The sequence below is a fragment of the Streptomyces sp. NBC_00224 genome (assembly GCF_041435195.1).
In the GTDB taxonomy this organism is placed as follows: domain Bacteria; phylum Actinomycetota; class Actinomycetes; order Streptomycetales; family Streptomycetaceae; genus Streptomyces.
In genome coordinates, this window is sequence record NZ_CP108106.1 from 91,124 (window position 1) to 114,919 (window position 23,796).

Annotated in this window: 24 protein-coding genes; 17 read left to right on the plus strand and 7 right to left on the minus strand. The window is 69.0% G+C overall.

Annotation, left to right across the window (positions count from 1 at the left end; all coding sequences use genetic code 11):
* Positions 1-7: 7 nt before the first annotated feature.
* Positions 8-613, minus strand: a complete 606-nt coding sequence (locus OG965_RS00475) for a hypothetical protein (protein WP_371647924.1) — start codon at positions 611-613, stop codon at positions 8-10.
* 471 nt (positions 614-1,084) lie between these two features.
* On the opposite strand from OG965_RS00475, the gene OG965_RS00480 reads away from it, so the two are divergent.
* From OG965_RS00480 to OG965_RS00495, 4 genes are all read left to right on the plus strand, one after another.
* Complete coding sequence (locus OG965_RS00480) at positions 1,085-1,840, plus strand: DUF6461 domain-containing protein (RefSeq protein ID WP_371647926.1); 756 nt, start codon at positions 1,085-1,087, stop codon at positions 1,838-1,840.
* A 285-nt stretch (positions 1,841-2,125) separates the two neighbouring features.
* Positions 2,126-2,650, plus strand: a complete 525-nt coding sequence (locus OG965_RS00485) for a GNAT family N-acetyltransferase (protein ID WP_371647928.1) — start codon at positions 2,126-2,128, stop codon at positions 2,648-2,650.
* Between the two features lie 493 nt (positions 2,651-3,143).
* Positions 3,144-3,581 carry a hypothetical protein gene (locus OG965_RS00490; protein WP_371647929.1) on the plus strand — a complete coding sequence of 146 codons (438 nt, stop codon included), beginning with the start codon at positions 3,144-3,146 and terminating at the stop codon, positions 3,579-3,581.
* A 5-nt stretch (positions 3,582-3,586) separates the two neighbouring features.
* On the plus strand, positions 3,587-3,817 hold the full coding sequence (locus OG965_RS00495; protein WP_371647931.1) for an e9imm peptide: 231 nt from the start codon (positions 3,587-3,589) through the stop codon (positions 3,815-3,817).
* Between the two features lie 298 nt (positions 3,818-4,115).
* Here OG965_RS00495 and OG965_RS00500 read toward each other — a convergent pair whose 3' ends face one another.
* The gene (locus OG965_RS00500; RefSeq protein ID WP_371647933.1) at positions 4,116-5,240 is read right to left on the minus strand and encodes a methyltransferase domain-containing protein; all 1,125 of its coding nucleotides are present in this window, start codon (positions 5,238-5,240) and stop codon (positions 4,116-4,118) included.
* A 713-nt stretch (positions 5,241-5,953) separates the two neighbouring features.
* On the opposite strand from OG965_RS00500, the gene OG965_RS00505 reads away from it, so the two are divergent.
* Positions 5,954-6,988, plus strand: coding sequence for an NAD-dependent epimerase/dehydratase family protein (locus OG965_RS00505; protein ID WP_371647935.1), 1,035 nt, complete (start codon positions 5,954-5,956; stop codon positions 6,986-6,988).
* Here OG965_RS00505 and OG965_RS00510 read toward each other — a convergent pair.
* On the minus strand, positions 6,971-8,254 hold the full coding sequence (locus OG965_RS00510) for a DNA-binding protein (RefSeq protein ID WP_371647937.1): 1,284 nt from the start codon (positions 8,252-8,254) through the stop codon (positions 6,971-6,973). The two genes, OG965_RS00505 and OG965_RS00510, sit on opposite strands and share 18 nt — an antisense overlap.
* A gap of 263 nt (positions 8,255-8,517) precedes the next feature.
* Between OG965_RS00510 and istA the strand changes: the two genes are divergently transcribed.
* The 6 genes from istA (at position 8,518) to OG965_RS00540 (ending at position 14,296) form a co-directional block, all read left to right on the plus strand.
* The gene (gene istA, locus OG965_RS00515) at positions 8,518-10,146 is read left to right on the plus strand and encodes an IS21 family transposase (RefSeq protein WP_371656805.1); all 1,629 of its coding nucleotides are present in this window, start codon (positions 8,518-8,520) and stop codon (positions 10,144-10,146) included.
* A complete protein-coding gene (gene istB, locus OG965_RS00520; protein ID WP_371647939.1) occupies positions 10,143-10,958 on the plus strand; it encodes an IS21-like element helper ATPase IstB in 816 nt (271 codons plus the stop codon). The genes istA and istB overlap by 4 nt, the downstream gene beginning before the upstream one ends.
* Before the next feature lie 647 nt (positions 10,959-11,605).
* The gene (locus OG965_RS00525) at positions 11,606-11,749 is read left to right on the plus strand and encodes a hypothetical protein (protein WP_371647941.1); all 144 of its coding nucleotides are present in this window, start codon (positions 11,606-11,608) and stop codon (positions 11,747-11,749) included.
* A 24-nt stretch (positions 11,750-11,773) separates the two neighbouring features.
* Positions 11,774-12,637: a methyltransferase domain-containing protein gene (locus OG965_RS00530; RefSeq protein ID WP_371647943.1), complete on the plus strand. Its 864-nt coding sequence runs from the start codon at positions 11,774-11,776 to the stop codon at positions 12,635-12,637.
* 321 nt (positions 12,638-12,958) lie between these two features.
* Positions 12,959-14,095, plus strand: coding sequence for a methyltransferase domain-containing protein (locus tag OG965_RS00535; RefSeq protein ID WP_371647946.1), 1,137 nt, complete (start codon positions 12,959-12,961; stop codon positions 14,093-14,095).
* A gap of 57 nt (positions 14,096-14,152) precedes the next feature.
* Entirely contained in the window at positions 14,153-14,296 is a 144-nt protein-coding gene (locus OG965_RS00540) for a hypothetical protein (RefSeq protein WP_371647947.1), read from the plus strand.
* 285 nt (positions 14,297-14,581) lie between these two features.
* Here OG965_RS00540 and OG965_RS00545 read toward each other — a convergent pair whose 3' ends face one another.
* Both OG965_RS00545 and OG965_RS00550 read right to left on the minus strand, forming a co-directional pair.
* Positions 14,582-15,487 carry an aminoglycoside phosphotransferase family protein gene (locus OG965_RS00545; protein ID WP_371647949.1) on the minus strand — a complete coding sequence of 302 codons (906 nt, stop codon included), beginning with the start codon at positions 15,485-15,487 and terminating at the stop codon, positions 14,582-14,584.
* A gap of 33 nt (positions 15,488-15,520) precedes the next feature.
* Positions 15,521-16,897 carry a helix-turn-helix domain-containing protein gene (locus OG965_RS00550; protein WP_371647950.1) on the minus strand — a complete coding sequence of 459 codons (1,377 nt, stop codon included), beginning with the start codon at positions 16,895-16,897 and terminating at the stop codon, positions 15,521-15,523.
* A gap of 254 nt (positions 16,898-17,151) precedes the next feature.
* On the opposite strand from OG965_RS00550, the gene OG965_RS00555 reads away from it, so the two are divergent.
* A complete protein-coding gene (locus OG965_RS00555; protein ID WP_371647951.1) occupies positions 17,152-17,874 on the plus strand; it encodes a hypothetical protein in 723 nt (240 codons plus the stop codon).
* Positions 17,871-18,362 carry a hypothetical protein gene (locus OG965_RS00560; RefSeq protein ID WP_371647953.1) on the plus strand — a complete coding sequence of 164 codons (492 nt, stop codon included), beginning with the start codon at positions 17,871-17,873 and terminating at the stop codon, positions 18,360-18,362. Before OG965_RS00555 ends, OG965_RS00560 begins: the two co-directional genes overlap by 4 nt.
* Positions 18,363-18,559: 197 nt before the next feature.
* On the opposite strand, the gene OG965_RS00565 is transcribed toward OG965_RS00560, so the two are convergent.
* Both OG965_RS00565 and OG965_RS00570 read right to left on the minus strand, forming a co-directional pair.
* Positions 18,560-19,045, minus strand: a complete 486-nt coding sequence (locus tag OG965_RS00565) for an SAM-dependent methyltransferase (protein WP_371647955.1) — start codon at positions 19,043-19,045, stop codon at positions 18,560-18,562.
* Between the two features lie 63 nt (positions 19,046-19,108).
* On the minus strand, positions 19,109-20,485 hold the full coding sequence (locus OG965_RS00570; RefSeq protein WP_371647957.1) for a Tat pathway signal protein: 1,377 nt from the start codon (positions 20,483-20,485) through the stop codon (positions 19,109-19,111).
* Between the two features lie 300 nt (positions 20,486-20,785).
* On the opposite strand from OG965_RS00570, the gene OG965_RS00575 reads away from it, so the two are divergent.
* The 4 genes from OG965_RS00575 to OG965_RS00590 are packed head-to-tail and all read left to right on the plus strand — an operon-like array spanning position 20,786 to position 23,755.
* Positions 20,786-21,304: an ATP-binding protein gene (locus tag OG965_RS00575; protein ID WP_371647959.1), complete on the plus strand. Its 519-nt coding sequence runs from the start codon at positions 20,786-20,788 to the stop codon at positions 21,302-21,304.
* On the plus strand, positions 21,301-22,077 hold the full coding sequence (locus OG965_RS00580) for an SAM-dependent methyltransferase (RefSeq protein WP_371647961.1): 777 nt from the start codon (positions 21,301-21,303) through the stop codon (positions 22,075-22,077). Before OG965_RS00575 ends, OG965_RS00580 begins: the two co-directional genes overlap by 4 nt.
* Complete coding sequence (locus OG965_RS00585) at positions 22,068-22,706, plus strand: hypothetical protein (RefSeq protein ID WP_371647963.1); 639 nt, start codon at positions 22,068-22,070, stop codon at positions 22,704-22,706. Before OG965_RS00580 ends, OG965_RS00585 begins: the two co-directional genes overlap by 10 nt.
* Entirely contained in the window at positions 22,706-23,755 is a 1,050-nt protein-coding gene (locus OG965_RS00590) for a hypothetical protein (protein ID WP_371647965.1), read from the plus strand. Before OG965_RS00585 ends, OG965_RS00590 begins: the two co-directional genes overlap by 1 nt.
* Positions 23,756-23,796 lie beyond the last annotated feature (41 nt).

The window sequence follows — 23,796 nt, forward strand, 5'->3', positions numbered from 1 at the left end:
GAATCCGTCAGGCCGTCAAACTGGGCGGCATCTCCTGGTCTCCCGTCCCTGCCGCTGCGCCGGCCACTGCCGCGAAGGCCTTGAGCGCGGCGAAGTCGCCGTCCAGCAGCCCGATCTGCGGGTCGACCCGGCGCAGCAGGGCGGGTCCGGCGTGGTGGGAGGCGACATAAGCCTGGTCCTGACTGGTGATTTCGTCGTCCGCCCATGCGAAGGCCTTCCCGTTGGCGTAGGCCACCAGAGGTTCTGTCTTCCAGTGCAGCCCGTCAGGCCGTGACCGGGCCTCCGCCGCGTCGCTGAAATCGATGTACGGGAGGATGGGCAGGCCCAGCACCGGGCTGATGAAGTCGTTGGCCTCATCCCTCCAGGTTGTTGCCCAGATGAGGGTGTAGCGGTCGGCGAGTGCCAGGAGAGCGGGTCCGTGGTCGGGGTTGAGCCATACCCGCAAAGGCTTGCGGCGCCCGGGAGGCTTGTGCGTCTGCCTCAACTCCCAGCTCGGCGGCATCACCCGGTGGGTGGTGTACCCGGCGGGGCGCCGGTGGGGCTTGGCCGCATAGGGGTTGAGTGGCCCGTCGACGTCGAGGAAGCACAGCAGACTGCCAGATGAACCGTCCACAGCCGTCACCTTCCGTCATCCTGCCGCCCTGGGCGGTGCTGATGGTTGCGCGGACGGGGCGGTCCCTGGTTCCCCATGGCACGCAGCCCGCGCCGGTGGGCCCTCGTACCCGGGCGCGGCGACCCCCAGATGCCGCTGCCGGAGATCGGCGTGCTCTGACGATAACGGCCGTACCCGCCAACATCCTCTCGTTTTCTCCACCATCTCCCTGAGAAGAACAAGCCGGAGGGCTCCCGCCAACTCCCAGGACCCGTCTTTCGGCTTGGCCAACAGGCGCCTCCAAGAATGTCTCCAGGCCCTGGCTACGTGGTATCTGCACCCTGGCTGGACCGGAAGCACGCCACCGCCGCCAGTGTGACGGTTGCTTTGCTGGGAGCGGCACCGCCTTGAACCAACTGGCCTGTCAGTGGGCGCGGTTAGGGTCGAGGCTGGAAGCAACAGGTGGCTGAGCGGGCAGGGGGCGGTGTTGTCATGGAGGACGGTATTCAGTGGCTGGTCGACCTGGACGATTGGATGTCCAGTGTCGTGTTCGCGCGCGGGATTTCCCCGCGGGAGCTGGCGGTGCGGATGGGCGGTGCTGCGGATGCGGCGAGCAAACCGATCACCGACGCCGAGGTCAATGAACTCGGCATGATCGGATACCGGCCGGACGGGGACGGCGACGGCGTGGTGCGGGTCGGGGCGTGCGCTGGCTGGTCGTTCGCCCTGGAGTACGGCGACTCCACCGGCGGCGAGCTGCTGGTGGAGATCTCCCGTAACGGCGTGGAAGTCATCCATTACCTACCGATGGGTGAACGTCCACCTGCCACCGTCCGCTATGCCCGCGATGGCCGGTACGTGTGCGGTTTCGGAATTAGGGAAGAGAGGCACCGCTGGGGTGCGGAGCCGGATCTGCTGCTGGCCGAGCTCGTCGCAGCAGGGGTGCTCGCGCCCGACGGGTATACGTTCTGCGCGCCGGAGGATGAGCATTACAAGATCACCTATCGGCGCAGCCTCGCCGTGGTCGAGGCACGGTTCGGCCTCTCCCTCTCCCCTGCCTACCTCAATGAAGCCCGCCTGCCCGCCTATGCAGTCCGGGGGACCCCGCGCATGAACACCCAGGCAGACCCCGACCTGGACACCATCCGGAGCTGGGCCCAAGCCCAGGGCTACACAGTAGACAGGATTGGCCCCAAGCGGGTCCCGGCCGACATCCGTGAGGCCTACCACCGAGCGACTGGCAACTGAGGCTCGACCGCGTCACTGGACGCTGCTGTCATGGAGCTGAATATCCTTCCGGCGGCAGGCCGTCTGGCCGCCGTTGTGACGAGGGCGCGCGCGTGTGCGGGCTTGTCAGTGAGTTGCCCAGGCTGCGGAGCAGTTGTTACGGTCACGCTGGCGCGAGAGACACGTGATCAGCGGGACAGGGAGGTTGATGAATATGGCTGCCGTCGGCCGTCTTCAGCATGCCCTCGTCCGGCCCGCGCAATAGCAGAGCGCGGCCCGGGTCGTTCCAACGACCAGGAGAGACACGTGTCTTCCTCTTCTTCACCCGCCCACACCGACGTGATTACCAAGCGCCTGATCCTGCGGCCCTGGACCACGAACGAGGCCACTGCGGTCCTCGACGACGCCAGGCCCACGCACTGGGCGGGCGACTTTCCCGCCGAAGGCGATCGCGTGGTCGCGGGCCTCTTCGGCCAGCACCCCGCCTGGCTCGACGCATATGGTCACCGTTTGATCATCGAGCGCGAGAGCGGCTTGGTGGTGGGCTCGATCGGCCTGTTCTGGCCGCCCAGCGAAGGCGTTCTCGAAATCGGATACGGCATCGTGGCCTCCCGCCGCGGCCGGGGCTATGCCCCTGAGGCCACCCAGGCCCTGGCAGAGTTCGCCCTCACTGCACCTGAGGTCCACACCGTGTCCGCCGATGTGGAACTGTCCAACCCGTCCTCGGTCCGCGTGCTGGAGAAGGCCGGCTTCCATCGGTGGGCCACCGAAGAGAACGCGGAGAACATGGCCCGGTTCAGGATCACGAGTCCGGACCGCTCACGGCGATGATCCCCGGGGCCGTGGAGGCGATGCCTCCACGGCCCATCGTGGTGGCGGAGCCACGAGACAACCAGCGTGATCGGAGAGACAGAACCTAGCCCGCGGCAGGCGGGGCGGGAGCACCCGGTCGGCGAGGGTGCTCCCGCCCCGCCTGCCGCGGCGCTGAGTGACCGAGGCTCGGTGCCTACCGCGCAGGCCCACCGCGGAACCGGCTGCGTACGTCACCGCCGCAAGCGTTGGCCGCTTCCGCTGCGAACACCCGTCACCCTGGTCACCCTCGGGTAGATACACCGGTAAGCCCCTGCCCTGGTGGGGAGAAGCCCCAGATGTGGTGAGACGGGGACGGCCCTGAATTCCAGGCGCCCCAGGGCCGCCGGATGTCGGGCGATTGTGCGTGGTGGCAAGTACTGCCCGATGTCGTCGTGCATGGTGGTTCGCTTGGAGTACCCACTGCTGCTGGCGGCTCAATGTCAGTGCCGGGTGCAAGGATCGTTGCATGCCTATGTGTGACTACTTCTCGGCTCCCGATGACGAAGCGGCTGTCGGCGTTCTCGATCAGATCGGTGGACCCGACGCTTCGGGATTCGACGTGATTTCCCTCAAAGGGATTGATCCGAGCGTGACGATGGCCTCCCTCGAAGCAATCCTCACCCGCTGCAGCTACGACGAAGCATCAGCACGGCCGCGCGCCGGCCAGATTCTCTCGTCGCCCGATCACGAGAGCGCGTTGATCATCAGCCTCTCCGACACCCTGCAGGAGGCTCTGGCCTCAGCCTCGCACGAGCGGCTGGCCGAAGCCGGCGGCGCGTGGGCTGTGACGGATGAGCTCCAGGCGTACGGAATCACCGCCGACACCGCGTACGAGGTGCTGGTCCTGCTGTCGGGCCTGGCCAACCGTGCCAGCGATGGGCGGCGCCTGTACTGCTGGTGGGCCCTGTAGGCGGGATGAGCGCCATGGAGATGAGCAGGACAGCAGCGGTTGCCCTGGTACAGCGGATCATGGAGGCGGACTTCGTCTCCGAGGCGGAAGCCGACAGTTGGCTGGAGATGCTGGACCGGGCGTTGGCGTGCCCGACCGGCTACGTCAGCGACCTGATCTTCTGGCCGCCGGAAAGGGAACTCTCGGCCGACGAGGTGGTCGATACAGCTCTCGCGTATCGACCGATCGCCCTGTGAGACCCACGGCTGCAGGCGCGCCCAAAAGCGGGAGCCGCTGTGTGTCCGCGGGTTGTCCCCGGCGTCACTCGCTGGTTGATCAGCTGGGTGAGGAGTCCCCGGGGATCTCGCCCATGGTCGATCGATCCGACATCGCGGCCCCCAGTTCCGCCTCGTGCTCGTGCTGTGTCACGTAGCCGGTAGAAGGTGCGGGTGTCAGGACTGAGCGGGAGATCGGGGCGGGCTCGGGGCATGGCGACGGTCGTAATCGCCGAGGTTGTTGCCCGCGCAGACCGGTGGCCGGCAGTCGGCAGTTCCGTCATCCGGCTGTCATGCGCAGGTCCGGCGTATCCAGCCATGTCCACTGATCGGTGGACGTGATGGTGATGCCGAAGCGAGTCCGTACGGGCTCTCCGGCGCTCTGCCACCACCGCATCGCAGCCTCGGCTTCCTCCCACAGGCGGCGGGGCCCGAACTGGGCCGTCTCGTAGGTGGCGGCGCCGGGGGTGTAGTCGATGCTCGCCCAGGAACCGGTGCGGTGGTCGGCGAGCCAGAGGGTGAACTCGTTGTTCGGGCCGTGCCCGACGCTGTAGCGGCAGTCGGGGACGAGCAGGCCGGTGACGAATGCGGCGTTCTCGTCGCCCAGCACGCGGCGCGGGTCCAGGCCGGTGTGGCTCACCTCGGCCGGATCATCGTGGTGGATCACGGTCGTGACGTCGCGGTGCACCGCTTCGGCTCGGTTCCACATGAACGCGCAGTCACCTATGACCGGCCCCGAGGCGCTGCCGTCGGCGTGCACGTCGAGGCGGAGGAGGACACCGTTGTACAGACCGGTGCCCCACGGCAGCACGATCCGGCCCCCGGGCCGCGTGTGGTTGACCAGCGCGTACGGCACGCTGCCCAGGGCGCAGGTGACGATGACCCGGTCCACGGGCCGCTGGCCAGGGGCAGCGGTAGTGCCGTCACCGGTGATGACATTGGGGTGGTGGCCGGCCTTCGCGAGGCGCTCGCGGGCGGTTTCGGCAACAGCGGGGTCGATCTCGATGCTGGTGACCCGTGCATCGCCCAGCCGGTGAGACAGCAATGCGGCGTTGTAGCCGGTGCCGGTGCCGATTTCCAGCACGCTCATGCCGTCGGCAACATCGAGGGTCTCCAGCATGGTGGCCACGACGCGCGGCATGCTCGACGAGCTCGACGGTACGAGCGCGAGTCCGTTGTGCTCGTCTTCGACCTGGGTGACGAGTGCGACGTCGTCGTACACCAGCGAGAGCCACCGGCCGGGATTCTCATCACGCTCAAGGCGCCGGTAGCCGTCGTCTGCCTGTACCCAGATGCGGTCGGGAATGAAGTCCTCACGCCGGACGTAGACGAACGGCTCGTACCAGACCTCCGTGAGGTAGCCGTCCGCGCGCAGGCGGTGGGCGAGTTCCTCGGGCCCGGTCACTTCGGCTTTTCGGGGCGCTTGGGGTCGGGGGGCGGGATGGGCCGGCCGGGCTTGTGGCCATCGCTCTCCGATGGATCGGGCTTGCCTCCGTGCCTGCCCACAGGAAGACTCCCTCCTCGTCGCTGTGCGTGCTCGGATGGTAGCGGGGGCCGCCGCAGAGCCAAAAGGGCACCGCGAGGCATCGGCGGCAAAGGGTGCTTGAAGTGCGTCCGCCTCCCGGGCAGTTCCCTGGTGAGAGCAGTGGAACGAGCGCTGGGTGTCGTGCTACCGCGCGGCGTAGCCAGGTGAAGCGCTTCGTTGCGAAGTCGCCCGGGTTCCACCGCCCCGCCGCCCTTCGGTCAACTCCTTTCGCAGGATGGCCACACAGCCCCTTCAGCTACGAGACACAGGCCAGGGACCGGGATCGCGATGTCGGCGAGAGGATTACCCGGCTGCTGCGCCTCGGGCATGCTGCCCTTCACGACGCCAGCGGCGAGGACGAGCAGGTTGCGCTACGCGAGCTCATCAGCCTCTACAACCTCCACCAGGTCTAGCTGCGCCGGGCGCTGCCGGTCGACTCGGTCCCCAGGAACCGGGCGGCCTGAGTGGTCGTCCACAGAGTCCCTGCTTCGGGCTCGATCACCGGTCCTCGTCGTGGTCGCTGCCCCGCAGATAGCGCCCAGATTCCAGCGTCGCCCTTTCCGCGCGCTGAACAGGACGGCAGGATCACTCACATGAGGATCCTGGTCATCGGCGGCACGTGGTTTCTGGGTAAGAGCACCGTGGAGGGAGCGCTCGCGCGGGGCTGGTCGGTCACTACGTTCAACCGTGGGCGCTCCGGCCGTGATGTTCCCGGTGTCGAGCCGGTTCATGGTGATCGCACCTCTCGTGGGGACTTGCACCGTCTCGCCGGGCATGGCCCTTGGGATGCCGTGATCGACACATCAAGTTCTGACTTTCCGCCGCGGGACGTGCGTCTGGCGGCCGTGGCCCTCCGACGCGCGGCCCGGCGGTGGGTGCATATTTCCACGGTGTCCGTCTATAAGGGGTGGCCTCACATGCCTCTGACTGACAGTTCGCCGTTGCTGGAGTGCCCGCCGGACGCGGATGAGTCGTTCGGATACACCGGTGAGGACGGCAGCCCCACCGTGTACGGGTTTCAGAAGGCCGGTGGCGAGCGGGCGGTCCACGAGGCTTTCGGTGAGGCGGCGGTGTTCCTTCGGCCGGGGGTCCTGCTGGGGCCCGGGGAGTACGTGGGGCGGCTGCCGTGGTGGCTGTCGCGGGCCCAACGCGGGGGGAGGATGGTGGCGCCGGCACCGCGTGAGCAGCGTATTCAGCCTGTTGACGTACGAGATGTCGCGGCTTTCGCCCTGGACCAGGCGGTGGGGACGGCGGGCGGTGGCTTCACTCTGGCCCACCCTGACGGCATCTCCTTCGAGGACTTCCTCCGTGAGTGCCTGGTGGTCACGGGCGGCGCGGGCAAGCCGGTGTGGGTGGAGCCGGAGATGCTGGCCGGGCACGGTGTGAAGGAGTGGACTGAGTTGCCGTTGTGGCGTACGCACGCGGGTGCGTGGTCGGTCGATTCCAGTCGGGCGGTGGCGGCTGGCTTCCGGTGCCGGCCGGTGGTTGAGACCCTGCGTGACACGTGGGCCTGGCTGGCCGGTGACGGACGCCCGGTGGAGCACCCCCGGTGGAAGGAGCACGGTATCGCCGCGGACAAGGAGGCGAAGATTCTCGCCGCCTTGGCCCCGTCATCCTTCGAGCTGTAACAGTGCCGATCCGGTCAGCTGATGGGCGCTGGCGGCTCGGGTGAAGTCCTCGATTTGTTGGCGAAGTTGTGCGGGCTGCACGGCTCCTCGGAAGGCCGGTGAGGTGAGGAGGTGCTGGATCTGGCTGGTCCGGGCCAGCACGCCGGTGACACGTTGGTCAGCTGGGATGTTCCACAGCGGCAGCAGGGCTTCAGCGGCGCCTTCAACGTCGTCGCTGAGCAGGCGTGCCATGCCAAGGTCGGCCGAGGCGCCGCCCAGGACGTGCGCTGAGCGGGTCTGGGCTGGCTGCTGGTCGATGAGCTGCAGTGCCTGGAGTGCCGAGATCTCGGCCTGATTAGCGTCGTGGACGAGTAGCGCTGTCGAGCTGTTGGACATGGCCAGGCGGTCTGCCGGAAAGCCGAATTCTCCTCCGACGCCGTCGTGCAGGTCATCGCGCGTGCCGTCATCGACGTCTTCGGCCAGCCTCAGGGCATGCATGGCGGCGTCGCGGTCACCGAGGTGGCCGAGCGCGCGTGCCTCGATGGCGAGCAGGCGCCTGCGGGCGACGTCACCAAGTCCGCCGTACGTCTGGGCCCGGCGGGCTTTCGCGACGGCTTCGCCGGGCATCGAGGTGAAGTAGGCGATGTAGGCGAGGATGCCGTCGGCGTAGGCGCGCAGGGGCTCGAAGCGGGCAGTCTCGGCGTAGAGGTCGGCTGTGCGGGCCAGGCGCCGGGCGCCGGCGAAAGCACCGAGGTCGAAGGCCGCTACGGCAAGCAGAGCCATGGTCTGGCCGGAGAGCAACAAGAGCCGCTGCTGCTGTGCGGGGACCCGGGTGTGATCACGCTGGTCTTGCAGTCGCGCCTGAAGAGCGTGGCCGCGCTGGAGGGCGGTAACGGGGGCGAGGCAGGCGTAGTCGTGCGCGAGCCCTGCCACATCGTCGGTCAGCTGGTCCAGGCTGGTGTCGGAGATCGACGCCGCGGCGGTCGCGCTGGCGTCGTGGTGGGCGTCTTCTGCCATCATGTTGATCTTTTGCTCCAGGTCGAACGCGGTGGTACGGGCATCAAGCTGTATGGGTGGCCCGAACAGTTCGGCAACGGGCTGGCCGAACATGGCCTGCAGAACGCGGCAGGTGTCGGAGCTCAAGGAGAGCGGATCGACGTTTCCTGCTCGCCATCGCTTCGCGGTGCGTTCACTGCAGGTCGGATCGTTGGAGCCCTTGCCAATGATCTGGGCGGCCGTGGTCGAGAACAGGGCGACCATCTCCGGGACACCCAGGCTGCGTTCCATGCACAGCTGCTTCAGCAGGGTCGGCGGTTGTTGCCTCACGTGTTTGTAAGCACTTCTTTGGGCTCCAGTGCACGGATCTGAAGTGGCCCCGTGGGGTACGAAGTTGATCTGGCTCCACCTGGCGAACACGTGCTGTGACGTGCCCTCTTTGGAGTGAATGCACTGCTCTGTCCGCCCGATGACGGCAGGGTGTGTGCGTCGATCACGGTCTTGTCGGAGGCCGTGTGTGTTGATCACGGTCATGTCGGGAGGCCGGGGTGGGTTTGTCGCGCGCTGAACTGTTCGCCGCGATCCGGAGAGACAGACGTCTCGATCCGGAGCTGTCGCAGCGGGCTCTTGGGGAGAAGTACGGAGTGCACCGCAGGACGGTCCGTCAGGCCCTGAACTCCGCGGTCCCACCGCCGAGGAAGAAACCGGTGCCGCGGGCGACAGTCCTAGACCCGGCCAAGGCCTGGATCGACGCGATGCTGCGGGAGGACCTGACCGCGCCACGCAAGCAGAAACACACGGCCCGGCGGATCCATCAGCGTCTCGCCCAAGACCACGGCTTCGACCAGGCGTCGTACTCGACGGTCTGTGACTACGTCCTGATCCGGCGCCCGCAGATCGAGGCCGAGGCCCGGGAAGGGCACCGGCACATGAACGGGATGGTTCCCCAGGTGCATCTTCCCGGCGAGGAAGCGGAGGTCGACTTCGCCGATGTGTGGGTTCGGCTGGCGGGCGAAGTGGTCAAATGCCACCTGTTCACGCTGCGGATGTCGTACTCGGGCAAGGCCGTCCACCGGGTCTATGCCTCACAGGCCCAGGAGTCCTTCATGGAAGGGCATGTTGAGGCGTTCAACGTCCTGGGCGGAGTCCCGGCCCGGCACATTCGTTACGACAATCTGAAGCCGGCGGTCAACCGGATCTGCACCGGCCGCAGCCGGGTGGAGTCGGAACGGTGGGTGACCTTCCGTGCCCACTACGGCTTCGACGCCTTCTACTGCATCCCCGGCCAGGAAGGCGCCCATGAGAAGGGCGGCGTCGAGCACGAGGGCGGACGTTTCCGGCGCACGCACCTCGTTCCGGTTCCCGACGTCGCCTCGTTGGCCGAGCTGAACGAGAAGATCACGGCGATCGACGCGGCCGAGGACACACGGATCCTTGCGGGCAGACTGACCACCATCGGCTTCAACTTCACCATCGAGAAAGACGAATTGCTGCCGTTGCCGTTCGAGGAGTTCGAGTGCGGCATCACGCTGACGCCGAAGGTCGACCGCAGCAGCCGGATCACGGTCCGTCAGTGCCACTACTCGGTGCCCGCCCGTTTCATCGGGCAGAACGTGCGGGTGCTGCTACGGGGCAACGAACTGCTGGTGTTCGAACGGCGGACGATCGCCGCCCGTCACCCCCGGCTGACCCGGCGGGGCGAGTTCCGCGACGAACTCGACCACTACCTCGAGATCCTGCTGACCAAGCCCGGCGCCATGGCGGGCTCCACCGCATTGGCAACCGCCCGCCAGAACGGATCGTTCACCGAGGTCCATGAGGCGTTCTGGGCCGCGGCCCGCACCGCGCACGGCGACGCGGCCGGGACCAGGGCCCTGATCGAGGTCCTCCTGCTGCACCGGCGGATGCCGGCCGAGGCGGTCCAGCTGGGCATGGCGGCCGCGATCCGGGCCGGTGCCGCCACCGCAGACGTCGTGGCCGTCGAGGCCCGCAAAGCCGCCGCGCAAACACCAGAGGTGGCCGAGGAAGGAGGCGACGGAGACGATCCGCCGCCGTGGGCCAAGCCCAGCGGGGTGGTCTCTTTGGCGGCCCGCAGAGCCCAGCTTCCCGAGGACAAACGCCCGCTGCCGACCGTGAGCCACTACGACCAGCTCCTGACCCGCCGACCGAAAGGCCTTGCATGAACACGACCGCCGCACCCACCCGCCAGCACGTCCCTGGACCCCGCCGGGACGCCGGACCCGAGGAGGCCGTGGACACGGCCATCGACGAGGCATGCCGCAGCCTGCACCTGCCCACCATCCGCAGCCGGGTCTCGGAGATGGCCGAGGAGGCGATGCGCCAGCGGTCCAGCTACAAGGACTTCCTCGCCGACCTGCTGGAGGCCGAGTGCGCCGAACGCGAGGAACGGCGCAAGCAGCGGCTGGTCAGAGACGCCAACTTCCCCCGCCCCAAGCGGCTGGAGGACTTCGACTTCGCCGAGAACCCGAACGTCACTCCGGAACTGGTCGGCACGCTGTCGGACCCGGCCTGGGTCAAGGCCGGGCAGCCGCTCTGCCTGATCGGCGACTCCGGCACCGGCAAGTCCCACCTGCTCATCGGGATCGGCACCGCCATGGCCGAGGCCGGGCTGAAGGTCCGCTACACGACCACGGTCAACCTGGTCAACGAGCTCGCCGAGGCCGCCGACGAGAAGAAGCTGGGCCGCACCATCGCCCGCTACGGCCGCGTCGACCTACTCTGCCTGGACGAGTTCGGCTATCTCGACCTCGACAAGGCCGGAGCGAAACTGCTGTTCCAGATCTTCACCGAGCGCGAAGAACGCAGAGCCATCGCCATCGCGTCGAACGCCCCGTTCTCCGAGTGGAGGCAGACGTTCACCGACCCCCGGCTCTGCACCGCGATCGTCGACCGCGTCACCTTCAACGCACACATCGTCGAAACCGGCACCGACTCCTACCGCTTCGCCCAGAGTCAGAAGAAGCGACGCCGCTGACCTCGAACGACAACCGCGGCCGGCCTCCCTCACGGGAGGCCGGCCGCAGCCGTTTCGGACCCAGCCGCCAAGTCCCAGTGCCGACCAGGCCATCGCCCGTTCTCGTCCAGCTGCCACGGGCACTGGGCGGCCCGCAACCTGAGTCGAGTCGGGTCGGCAGCCCTCCACGCACCTGTCGGGGGCACGCTTTCGGAGGTCTGACCGAGACTCCAAAACTACCGCGCCGACCCCCCGTCCCGGCCAGCAGAACCACTCGTTCGAAGTGGGGCCAAATCACCTTGCCGCAGGGGCGTGAATCACACCAATACGCGCCCCCACCGGCCAGCCAGTGGAGCCAAAAGAACCCCGTGCACTGGAGCCAAAATAAGTGCTTACAGACACTCACGTCTCCCCCAAGGGGTTCACCGGTCAAGGGACTCGTGTCATTCCTCTGCACGAAAGGGGATACCGCACTCGGCCCCCAGTTCAACACTTGTGCAGAGATTGGCACTTGAGTGGCCTGGCGACGTCCCCGGGCCCTGGCAGGGGCCGCCCATCTGGCACCCGCACGACATGGCGCTGTCACTCCCCTCGGGGCCAAGCTGATCCCCCTCACAGGCAGTGGACGATCACTCCGTGAGCGAGCCTTTCAAGGAGAGAAGACCGTCATGGGACGTACGAACGGGACCTCTGACAGCGACCAGAGCGAGGAGGGCGACATCCACGGCGCCGGACAGGGCGACACCGGCAACGGGCAGGGTCACGGTAGTGACGAGGACCGCATGGGCGGCGGCGCCCCCAGCGACAGCTGAGTGCGGCAGAAGGGGACGAACCCGATGGACGAGCAGCAGCACATCACCCGGTGCATGGAGATCATCGACAGCTACCGGGCCGGCTACTTCCAAGGCCGCTCCTGGCTGCGCAAGGCCTTCCGGTCCGTCCCCCGTGCCCACTTCGTTCCCGACCTGGTGTGGTGGCCCGAGCGGGACAAGGACGGCCTCTTCCCAGTGATCGACCGCACCGCTGAACCCGAACGCTGGCTCGAAGCCGTCTACACCCCGCGGATCGCGCTGATCACCCAGATCGACGACGGCAAGATCACCCCGCAGGATGGTCCAGCCCGATCGAACGCATTCACCTCCTCAATCTCCTGCTCCGCCGTCGTCGTGCAGATGCTCCATCACCTCGATCCGCAGCCGGGCGAGAACGTGCTGGAGATCGGGACCGGCACCGGCTACAACGCCGCCCTGCTCGCTGCCCGCGTCGGAGCACACCGCCTGACGACAGTAGAGATCGACCCGGCCACGGCCGATCGGGCCCGCACGGCACTGCACACCCTCGACGTCGCCGCCCCCACCGTCGTCGTCGCGGACGGGGAGGCCGGCTACGCCGCCCGCGCCCCGTACGACCGGCTGATCAGCACCGCATGCGTGCAGCAGATCCCGCCCGCATGGATGGAACAGATGCAGCCCGGCGGAACGATCCTCACACCAGTGGCCACACCGTTCGGCGACGACGCGCTGGCCCTGCTCGTCGCCGACGGCCAAGGCCACGCAAGCGGGCAGCTGGTAGCGGCCGTGAGCTTCATGCGCACCCGCTCCCAGCGCAAGCCCCGCCCCTGGCGCGAACTCGGATGGCCCCGCCTCCCAGACTTCGAACTCGCTGCAGGGCCCAACGGCCAAAGCGTCCGCCAGCACTGACGAGCCTCCCCTCCACGAAGGACCCGGTCATGACCGACTTTCCAGCCGTGGGGTTCGCTCCCCCGGAGTTGGCCCAGGTGATTCCGGAGGCCTTCGATACGGACGAGGCCGCGCCAAGGCCCCTTTCTGCCGCACCACCACGCGCGCGCTCGTCCAGATCACACACAGCCCGGACGTCTGCCCACACCGAGGAGGAAATGATGGCCGACAGCAAGCACAAGGGCGACCCGGCACCGATCAAGCCGTGGACCCCGCCGACGCCGAGCCCTGACGGCAGCGGCGGAGGTTCCGGCAGCGGCGGACGCGGAAAGTAGGCGCACCATGAACTACCGTGCACGCGCCGCGCGGGAGCTGGACGCCATGGGGGCCTTCCGGTCCCCATGGCTCCGTCCCGCGTTCGATGCCGTCGACCGTGAAATGTTCGCCCCCGCTCAATTCTGGACCCTGGCCACCGACGAGAAGGGCCTCCACCCCGTCATCGACCGGTCCGCCGACTTCGATGCGTGGCAGGCAGGGGTGTGGGACACCCACAATTCGCTGATCACGCAGATGGACGACGGCCGCACCCCCGCCGACGGCCCCGCACGAGGCGACTACACCAGCAGCATCTCCGCCCTCGACATCGCCTTCGAGAAGCTGAACCAACTCGACGTCGAGCCCGAACACCGGGTCCTCGAAATCGGAACCGCCTCCGGCTACCACACCGCGCTCCTTGCCGAACGCGTCGGGGCCGCACAGGTGACCACGATCGAGATCGACCCGGCCCTATCAGCGTGGGGCGCGGACAATCTCGGCAAGGCCGGCTACGCCCCTTATGTGGTACGCGGGGACGGGCTGGCCGGACATCCCGAGAGCGCTCCCTTCGACCGCATCATCAACACGGCCTCCCTGCGCCGCATCCCGGCCGCCTGGCGCCGGCAGACAACCGACGGGGGCATCATCCTGACCCCGTTCAACACGCTCTACGCCAACGGCGGGCTGCTGAAACTGCGCGTACATGACGGCATCGCCTCAGGCCCGTTCGTCGGCTCTGCCTCCTACATGTGGGCCCGCTCCGAGCGACCACGCGAGCCCGCCCGCAACCCGGACACCTACGCGCTCACGTCTTCGCCCATCGACCCCGCCCAGGTGCTGGACGGGACGTGGGCCCAGGACTTCGCCATCGGTCTGCACGTGCCCCACATCGCCATCGATCGGCAGCGCGACGACGACAGCACCCGCCGAGCCCAGATCCGGGACGACACGGGCGCTTCCGTCACCGTCGTCCGCTACACCGACTGGTGGGAGGACGGCGCGGTGACCGTCTGGGGAGAACGCGATCTGTGGGCCGAGGTCGTCACGGCCTACACCGCATGGCGCACAGCCAGCCAGCCTCACGTGACCCGTTACGGCCTGACCGTCTCCGACGAGGGCCAGCAGGTGTGGCTCGACAAGCCGGACCATGTCCTCCGACGCTGACAGATCCCTCCGGCACGGGCAGAACAGGTAGCGGTCGGCGGGGTGATCGTCGCACCGGTGACCACCCCGTTCGGCACCGACGCGGTCGCGGTCCTGACCCGCCAGGAGGACGACACGGTCAGTGGTCCCCTGGTCGCCGCCGTCGACTTCATGCTCGTGCGCGGCCAGCGCGCACGCAAACGGTGGCCCGAACTGGGCTAGCCCCGCCTTGCGGACTTCGAGTTCACCGCCGGCCCCCACGGCCAGACCGTCCGCCAACGCTGAGCCCTTCGTTCCCGGAAAGGATCTGCTGTGTTCTTCGCCGCCGATACCTGCCCGCCGCACCCGGCGTGCGGGGCACCGATCGAAGTGTCATCGCCGGTTGGGACGCTGCTCTGCCACAGCGCGCGGTTGCCGGTGCGCCCGTGGCCCCGGTCGGGTGCTGCCCGGCGCGGAGCAGCGTCGGCGGGCGAGCGCCGTGGCGTCTCCCGGCAGTGCCGCGGGGTATTACAGGATGTTCCACCGCAGTTGCCTGTCGTGGCTTTGGAGGGCTGCGATGCGCCGTTCGACTTCCCTTTGGCTGCTGGGGGCTTGGGGGACCTTGCGTGCGTTGGTGGTGATCATCCGCAGTTCGCGGATCGCGGCCAGGATCGGGTAGCCGGGCCACCGGGTGATGTCGAAGCCGTAGGTGTCGGCGAAGGCCTGGTAGTGCTGCTGGCCGTGTCCGAATCGGCGGCAGTGGATCTCCACGGTGACCAGATCCCATTCCGGTTGCCCGCGCGTGACGGTGTCCCAGTCGCAGAGCACGGCCTCCCCGTGCCCGGTGTGCAGGGCGTTGCGGTGCTGCGGGTCGCCTTGGATCACGCCGTCGCGAAGGGCGAAGTCCACAGTGGTGAGCGCATGGGCGAGCTGGTCGGCGTAGTCGTTGAGGAAGGCGAGGGTTCGCCCGGGCAGCCAGCTGGTGGTCGCGAGGGAGCGGCGGATCGCCGCGAGGTTGTCGTGGCGCGGCAGCGTGAGAGGTGGGGCGGCCAGGGTGTGCAGGGCGTGCAGCGGCCTGGCGAGCTGCGCGGCGGTGACGGGGTGCGGAGGCTGGGGCAGGTAGTGCCAGAAGGTGGCGGCGTGCCCGTCGATGATGACGGGCTGGCCAATGGGGTGCAGGGCGACGGTGGGAAAGCCAAGGTCCATGAGGTGGCGGACGAAGGCGACCGTACGTACGACGTCCTCGGTGCGCGTTCCCCGGCGGGCGATCTTGACGACGGTCTGTTCGCGTTCCAGGAGGATCACGGCGTTGGTGTGTCCGCGCAGCAGCCGGGCATCACCGTGGTCGAGGCCGACCACGGCGCAGGCTTGCTGCAGGACCTGCTGCATCTCGGACTTGTCGAATCCGCCGGGAGCGATCACCACGTGTGTCATGGACTCCACACTCGCCGACCGGGCGCGTGCCTGTCACGTGGGTGCGGGAGCAAGGGCGAGGATCTCACGCAGTTCGCGGGCGGGCCGGCTGAGCTGTGCACCGGGTGGGAGTGCCGCGACGATCTCGCGGGCCCGTTCCTCCACGATGGGTGTGCGGTGTTCGGCGACGATCCCCAGGAAGGTCGTCGCGGTGAGTTCGCAGGCGTCGGTAAGGCTGCCTTCGTGGGCCAGGCACAGGGCGGCCTCGAAGTGGAGCAGGGCGGGGTCGATGCCGCTCGTCCGGGGGTAGAGGCGCAGGGCTGCCTCTTGTACGCGGCGGGCCTGGCTGGTGCGGCCGAGCGCGGTGAGGGTTCCGCTCTGATACAGGCGGAAGCGGCGCTCGGGGAAGCCGAAGGCGTCGTTGTCGGCCAGGTGTTCTTCTCTGCTGTGCTCAAAGACGGTGAGCGCGTCGCGCAGTGCGACTTGTGCGGCGTGGGTGTCGTGCAGCTTGGCCAGGGCGCGTGCCTCGGCCACGGCGGCGAAGGCGGTGGTGCGCACCGGCCTTGCCCGCAGGATGGTGCGGGCCTGCCGGGTGAGCTTGACCGCTTCGTCCAGGGGGCCGTAGTAGAAGGGCAGCATCGCTGCCTGCACCCGCACCCGGGCCCGGAGCTCGCTCGTCCCGCTGTCATCCGCAGCCGTACGCGCGGTGTGGTACCAGGTCCGGGAGCGGCTGAGCTGTCCCAGTTTCATGAGCGCGTCGGCGACGAGCGTGGCGAGCATCGCGGTGAGCTCGGACAGGCGGACCTGCACAGCGGCGCACTGGCGGTGCGCCGCCATCGCCTCAACCTCCACGAGATGGTCAAGGAGCACAGTGATCATCTGTCTCGGTGGGGTGAAGACGTACTGCTGGCGGGCCCGGAAGATCTGCTCTTCGACCAGCTCCAGCTGGGCGGCGCTGACCGAGCCGGTGGCCAGGGTGCGGTCCACCGAGCGCCGCACCGCATCAACTGTCCCTTCCAGGGAATCGACCGCCAGACAGTCGGGCGCGGGCTTCGTGCGCGAGCCCGCAGCGATCGGCCTCGCGCCATCATCCCCGGCCCTCGCGTGTCCGAGTCCAAGGTCATGGGGAGCGCAGTCGTAGAAGTCGCACAGCAGCCCAAGGGTCGCCGCGCGGGGCTGGCGCCCGGTCTCCCAGTGCCCCAGCTGGTCACCGTCGACATGAGGAGCAGCCGCGCGCCCGGTTGCGAGCGAGTTCAGTTCCTGGGCGGCCTGCTGCAGGGTCAGCCCGCGGGCAAGGCGGTGGGCGCGAAGCAGCGACACCCCGCAGTGGTCATGGATCACCCGGGCGATCCGGCCGACGCTCTCTCCGTGGGCGAGCGCTTCCTGCCGGATCCGCCGCGCACAGGACGGACCGTGCGGTGTGTGGCCCATCAGTACCTCCCAAACACTGTCAGCACGCTCGACAGCCTAGTGACGGCCGGTCAAATCCCTGCAAGCAGCAGTGACTTACTCCTCAGATGCAATCGCCCGAAGTGACTGCTCGGCGTTCAAGTGACGGATCAGTGGACTGCCTGATTGCCGAGCCTGTGCACCGCAGCAACGCTTGCCCACCCCGGGGCGCCCGCGCAGGGCCGTCGGGGATCCCCTCGCACCAGCTACCCCCTTCTCCCGACCCTGGAGCTCTGATGCATACCCCGTCGTCCGCCGTTGCGGCCGAGGTGCGTCGCACGCCTGGCGCCTCGGGCACTGCGCCCGATCAGGCACGGACTCCCGGCCGCCCGACGACAGCCGTACTGCAGCACGTCCTGGGGGCGCTGCACGGCACCGCGCGCGCTGATATCGCGGCGGGGATCCGGCCCGTCCTGGCCGCCGCCGTCGACGAGGTCGCCAACGGCCCGTCTCGGCACGCGCAGAGCACGCTGGCCGTGGCTCGGGCGGCGCTGCAGTGGCCGGCGGACGCTCGGCAGCTGAGTGTGCTGCCCGAGGCGGCGCAGGCTCTGGAGCCGTTCCTCCTCAATCCCGCGTACGAGCCGCCCACGGAGGCTGTGGCCGAACCTGCCGCGGTCTACGCCCACTTCAGGGACACGGACCCGCGGGTCGTGCGGACCTGGATGAGCCGACTGCGGATCCTTAGTGCGCGGAGCGGTGGCGAAGTTGTCGTCGATGCCTATGACGTGGGGTCCCCTGACGTGCCGCTCGCACAACGTCCGTACTGGCAGCAGAAGATCGTCCCGCGCATCGCGGCAGGGTTCATTTGTCAGTTGGTGATCTCCCGCCCCGAGGAACTTCTCTCACCCGCCACGTTTGCAACCAAGCAGGCCTACGTGCAGGCGCAGCAGTACATGGCCGCCTGGTTCGCCGAACGCAACGTGCGCCTGGTGTCCCTCGCGAAGGAGCCGCGGCAATGATCCTCGGCCCTACGCGAGCGCCTCGCTTCACCGCTCACGAGCGGCGTGTCCTTACGCTGGTGGCCCAGGGCCACGACGGCCGAGCTCTTGCTGAGGACGGTCTCTATCCCAGCGATGCGGCCGCCTGGCGGGGTGTGGCGGATCTGGGCTGCGCTTTCAGTGGCGGGGAGTGCATCCGGTGGACGCGCATCGTGCACCTGACTACCAGCCGTGGTGTGGTGCCTGTCCTGCACAGCAGGACGCTCGTCGTGCCGGGCTTCCAGCTCGACCTGCTGCGGGCCCTTGCCGCCGGATGCGAGCTGACGGAGTACGCCGACAAGAGCCGCGGCGCGGTGACTCTGACCGAGGTGCGGGAACTGCTGGTGCTGCTGTGCGGGCGCCTCGACGCAAGGAATGCGCAGCACGCCGTGTACCGGGGCCACCAGGCTTGCCTGCTCACCGCCAGTGATCCGCTGCCGGTGGCCTTCAGGACGGCGGTGCTGGCATGAAGCTCCTGGCATGCGCGACGGCGTCCGTTCGGCCCCCGGCCGAGCCGGGCACGTGGGGCGGCCTGCCTGCGGCGTACCAGCACGTGGGGTACGTCACTGGCCGTGGGTTCCGTCGCGGTCTGTGCCTGACGTCCAGCTGGTACCGCTTCCCCGCTGGCGGGTGCTCACAGGGGCACCGGGATGGGCGGGGATACGACTCACATGCGGTGTTCGGCGGGTGCCCAGTAGTGGGTGAGCATGTCGCCGACCCATTCCGGGACGTGGACGCTTTCCTGCGGGCCCATTTGCGGGAACCAGGGGGCGAGGTCCAACACGGGAGTTCCGTCGACCGCGTCGAGCCCGGTGACGTGAATGTCGCGGCCTTCCACGCGGAGCACGCGGGGGTGGGAGATGGCGAGCTGGTTGGGGCGGCGGTGGTTGCGGTGCACGAAGGTTCCGGTGGCCGGCCACGCGGTGTTGCCTCGGGGGCTGCGGGCATGCAGGGCGACGTCCTGGGGCGCCGCCAGGTGCATGCGCCACAGGACCTCGATGTGGGAGAACTCCTCCAGCCCCTGGAGGGTTTCGAGGGGGTACTCCTCGTTGAGGCGAATGACGGACTCAACCCCGCCCTGGTAGTCGTCTCCTGCCGTGAGGTGGCCGCCGACCACGGTCGCGATGGCCTTCACCTGGAATGTTTCAGACATGCGTTTCCCCTCATTCGCCTCGATCGGCGAGGCGTGGTGCGGACCGGCGGCGTCGTGGCACCGTCACCCTACGCCGCGCAGTACGGCGGCTGCCCGCTGGTCGACTTCGGCAGCGGCGCTTCCTCCTCGGCCGCGGACGGGGGACAGCGCGCGCCGCATGTGGACCACGGTGTCGCGTACCCGTCCGGACTGGATCCCGTCGATCACGTCGAGGGCCTGGGCCCAGGTCTGGCACGCGGCGTCGAGGTGTCCCTGGCGGACCTGAACGTCGCCGAGGTAGCCGAGGGTGACGGCGTGGGTGCGCAGGAACGGCTTGCCCCGGGTGCGGACGCTGCGCTGGAACTCGGCTTCGGCGCCCTTGAGGTCGCCGAGATCTCGCAGTGTGCAGGCGGTTTCATGGGCGAGGGCAGCCTCGCCGAAGAAGAACACCCGGCTCGGTTCGAGGTCCTCTCGGGCCCGGCCGAGGTCGTCTTCGGCACGCCGCAGAGCAGCCAGGGCAGCCTGTTTGCGCTGTGCGGCCGCCAGGGCCCGCGCGTGGACCACACCGAGCAGGGCCTTCTCCCGGGGGCTGGCGAGTGCGTAGCGGCTCTGGGTGAGCGAGCCTTCGGCGATGTCCAGGGCGCGTTGGGGGTGCCCGAGGTCGATGGCCTGGTGGGCGGCGGCGCGCAGGATATGGCCCCCCAGGGGCGCGTCGTCGGCTTCGGCAGCGATGCGGAAGGCGAGGGTGAAGCACTGTTGCGCCTGTCCGTGGTCCGATGCGTCAAAGCTCATCCAGCCCGCGAGGTAGACGAGTTCGGCCGCAGCAGAGAAGAGCTCGCGGCGCAGGCCCTCGCAGGACACGCGGCGCGAGAGGTAGTCGGCGACGTCGTGCTGGAGGTAGGCGAGCAGCGCGGCCCGGCCGGCCTCGCCGCCGAGGCGCTGGTCCTGCCGGGAGTAGTGGTGCATGGCGTCGCGTACGGCTTCGACGTGGGCGGGGCTGATGGTGCGCCGGGACAGGGAGCGGCGCTCCTGGGCCCGTTGGGCCCTCTCTCGCCACCAGGGCTCGGCCGGCAGGGCAGCGCCTGCGGCCGAGTAGCCCAGAAGTTTCCTGCGGGTGAGGTCCCTCATGCTGTCGCCCCCGATATCCACCAGTTGCACCACCGTGTCAGCGTCCCAGTCCCAGGTGGTCGGCGGCACCGTTGCGCTGGGGGCGAGCCCGATCTGCGCCAGGGTGACCACGCGGCCCAGTCCTCGCGACAGCGTCTCGCACAAGATATCCGGCGCGGGGGCGCTGGGGCGGCTGCCTCGCACCCACTGGTTGATATGCGAGCGCGTCACGGTGAGGAGTTCACTGGCCGCGTGCTCGGCGGCCGTACGCCGAAAATGGGCCGCCACCCGCTCCTGGGACCAGCCCAGTTCGTTGATCACAGACTCCAACAGCGTGTTGCGTGTGCGCGCCACAATGCGCCCCTGTCACCAAGTCGATCTTTACCCGTGTTACCCGTGCCCGTGCCCGCGCTGGGGTGTCTGCGAGAGCCGTCGCGCGGTTGCCTGGGCACGACGATATTCCCCAACAGCCCCTGCACGATGGCACATCGACGACACCTCACCCCGGAAGGCTGCCTGTCCGCCGGTGGATCCGCAGCACGGCGATCCCCTCTCCGCCCCGTCTCCGTGGAGCTCCTGATGCCCCCCACCACCTCGCTCATGCAGAGTTCCTTGCTTCACCTCCTCGGTGAGCCTCCCGCTGCACCCGCACTCGTGCCTGCGCCCTTACGCACCCAGCTGGCCTGCTGGGATCCGGAGTCCGCCGAGCGCGTCTACAGCCGGGAGTTGTGGTTCCAGCGCACCACCCCGCGAGCCGACGTGCTGGCCGGGCCGGACGCGCAGTGGCCGCAGCGGTGCAGGGCTCTGGCGGCACAGTCTCTGCTCGCCTGGAGGCTTGAGACCCTGGCCGATGATGTGGTGCTGGCCGGGGCGGAGTTGGTCACCAATGCGCTGTGCCACGGCGCCGGGAAGATCACCTTCCGGCTCGCGCGTACCCGCACCGATCGGGGTGTGCTCGTCGCTGTGGCCGACCAGTCACCGGCCCCTGTCCGCCCGCGCCGTCCTGAGCCTGGGGAGCTCAGTGGCCGGGGTCTCCAGCTGATCGAGGCACTGGCGCACCGCTGGGGTGTCGCCCCGCGCAGAGACGGTGTGGGCAAGTGGGTCTGGTGCTACTTCCAGGACCTCGACCCCACGTGGGATGTAAGTCCCCAGCACGCGGGCGGTGCACGGTGACCACCGCGCGGGTACGGCTGGTCGACTCGGCGGGAGCGGTGGCGGGCGGCGGGGAGCCCGGGCAGAGACAGCGCCTGACGGCCACCGCGGAGCCGCATCCGGGCACCGAGCGCCTGGACCGCATCCATGCGGAGCTGGTCGTGACCTCACTGGCCCGGCGCGGACTCCAGCAGTTCATCGACGTGCGCCTGCCCATGCTGCGCGGGTTCGAGGATGACCTGCACCGGATCGCTCGGCGGATCCAGCCGCAGGCCACGTGGCTCTGCATCGACCACGAGCTGCCCTCGCCGCGCGCCCGCCGGACCCCGAAGGCGATGCCGGGTGGGGCGCCGGTGCTGCGGGCACGGTTCGAGGAAATGGAGCAGCTGCTGGACGCGGCCGAGGCGCGCCTGGAGCGCACGCAGCCGATAGCCGCCCTGCTGCACGATGTGCTCTTCCAGGTCCGTGATGCGCCCGCCCGCGCGGGGATGGTCCTGCTGCGCGAATGGCTGGCCGCGGGCAGCGCCGTCTCGCTCACCCACCCCACTCCGGACCTGATCAGGCGCGCCCGCCCGGCCGATGTGACCGCCCGCCCCGCCCCGCTGTTCCAGGGGCGCAGACGGGCCCAGATCGCCGCACTGCTCGACGGCTTCCACCAGGTGGGCCGGATGGTACCGACACACCAGTGGCATCCCGCCCATCCCCACCGGGGACAGCCCGGCTGGGCCGCGGGCAGCTACGCCGCGCTCGCCTTCACACCGCACCCGTCGGCGAAGGAGAACGCATGTACGTGATGCGTCTGCTCACCGCGGCCGATAGGCAGGCGGCGGTCACCCTCGTCCAGGAGCGGATGAGGGCACTGGATGCCAGAGCCCCGGGCAAGGCCGGCTCCGCCCCGCTGCACATCGCCGCCTTCCTTGGCACACCGCCCAGCCCCGGGGAATGCGTAACCGGCCTCTTCGAGGGCGACGTGCTCCTGGCCGTGTTGGTGTTGGCCCGCTCCAACGGTCTGCTGCCCAGCCCGCCGGCCGGGCAGCACACGCAGGCGGAGCTGGTGGTGGTCGACGCATACACCCACCCCAGCATGAGGGAGCTGCGGCTGGGGATCCTGCTGTCGATGTGGGTAAGCGACCATGCTGCCCGGCTCACCCCGCCGGCGTCCCATGTCACCGCGGTGGTCCGCGACCCGTATCTGGCCTCCTACCTCTGCCAGATGTGCGCCTGGGTCGAGGACCGGCACGTCCAGGAGGCGGGCCGCCATGAGATCGTCCTGCACCGGCCCGCCGAGGAGCTGCGCAACCTCAACCAGGCGATCACCACCGAATCGGCGCTGATCACTGTCTTCAACCACTGCGGCACGGCCGGTGACGATGTCCGCGAGGCCCTGCCTTCCGGGATTCCGCCCCTGAGGGGGGCGCTGTGATGGCGCGCGGAAGGGGTGTCGGCGAGGAGAGCATGGTGCCCGTCTATCACCCGGCTGGATTCGACGGTCCGCTGCGCACGGCGCTGGAGGAGATGGAGGCGGCCCGCTGGGCCGGGATACGGGATCTGCTGCACGCCACCGGCAGGGACTGGGATCTGCGGACCTCCCGCAGCCAAGTGCTGGCCGCGGCCGCGGCGCGCACCGACCGCGATGTCGTGGGGGCCTGGCTGTATGAGGAGCCCGACAGTGTGGACGGTCACGTCATGCACGCCCGGGTGCTGGTGCAGCGGGCACTGCACGCCCACCGCCGCCGGCAGGCGAATACCGCCGCGCTCGTCGAGGCGGCGCGTGCCAGCTGCCTGCACGCCCACGAGCGCGCCCCGGACGATCCAGTACCGCTGATCGCCCTGCTGGCCCTCGGGGTGACCGACGTCCACTTCCGCTACCCCGACTACTGGCAGGAGGCAGGCGAACTGATGCTCCCGCCGGGTCCCTGGGGCCTGTGGGCGGCGATCTGGCAGCGCCACCCCTACAGCCGGGAGGCCGGGCACCAGATGCTGCGCTGCGTCACCCGCCCCGGCACCGGGGCCGCCCCCAACGCATTCGCCCGCTGGGTGACGTCGTGGGCGCGGCCCGGTAAGGATGCGGCACTGCTGATGCTGCCGCTGTATGCAGCCGTGGACATCTTCCACCACGACGGCGGCCGCGATCCGCTGCTGCGCCGCCAGTGGAACCGTGACCCGCTGCGCCGCGACGTTCTGCGGGCGTATGACAGCGCGGACCTGCGGGTGGATGCGCACGTCTCCGTCTCCGACCTCAACTACCTGGCTCACGCCATGTTTTGCGCCCAGGAGTACGAGAAGGCCGGGCAGGTCTTCGCCGTCCTGGACTGCCACTTCACCCGCGCCCCCTGGGCCTACCACACCACCGATCCGTCCCAGGACGCCTTGGCCGCCCACGAGTTCTTGCGCGTGCGCGGCATCTGCCTGTACACCGCCCGGCGCGCCCGCGCACAGGACATCCCTCCGCCCGGCCCTGCCCGGCCCTGACCGCCCTGCCCCTGCACGTCCCTTGCCCGTTTTCTTCCGAT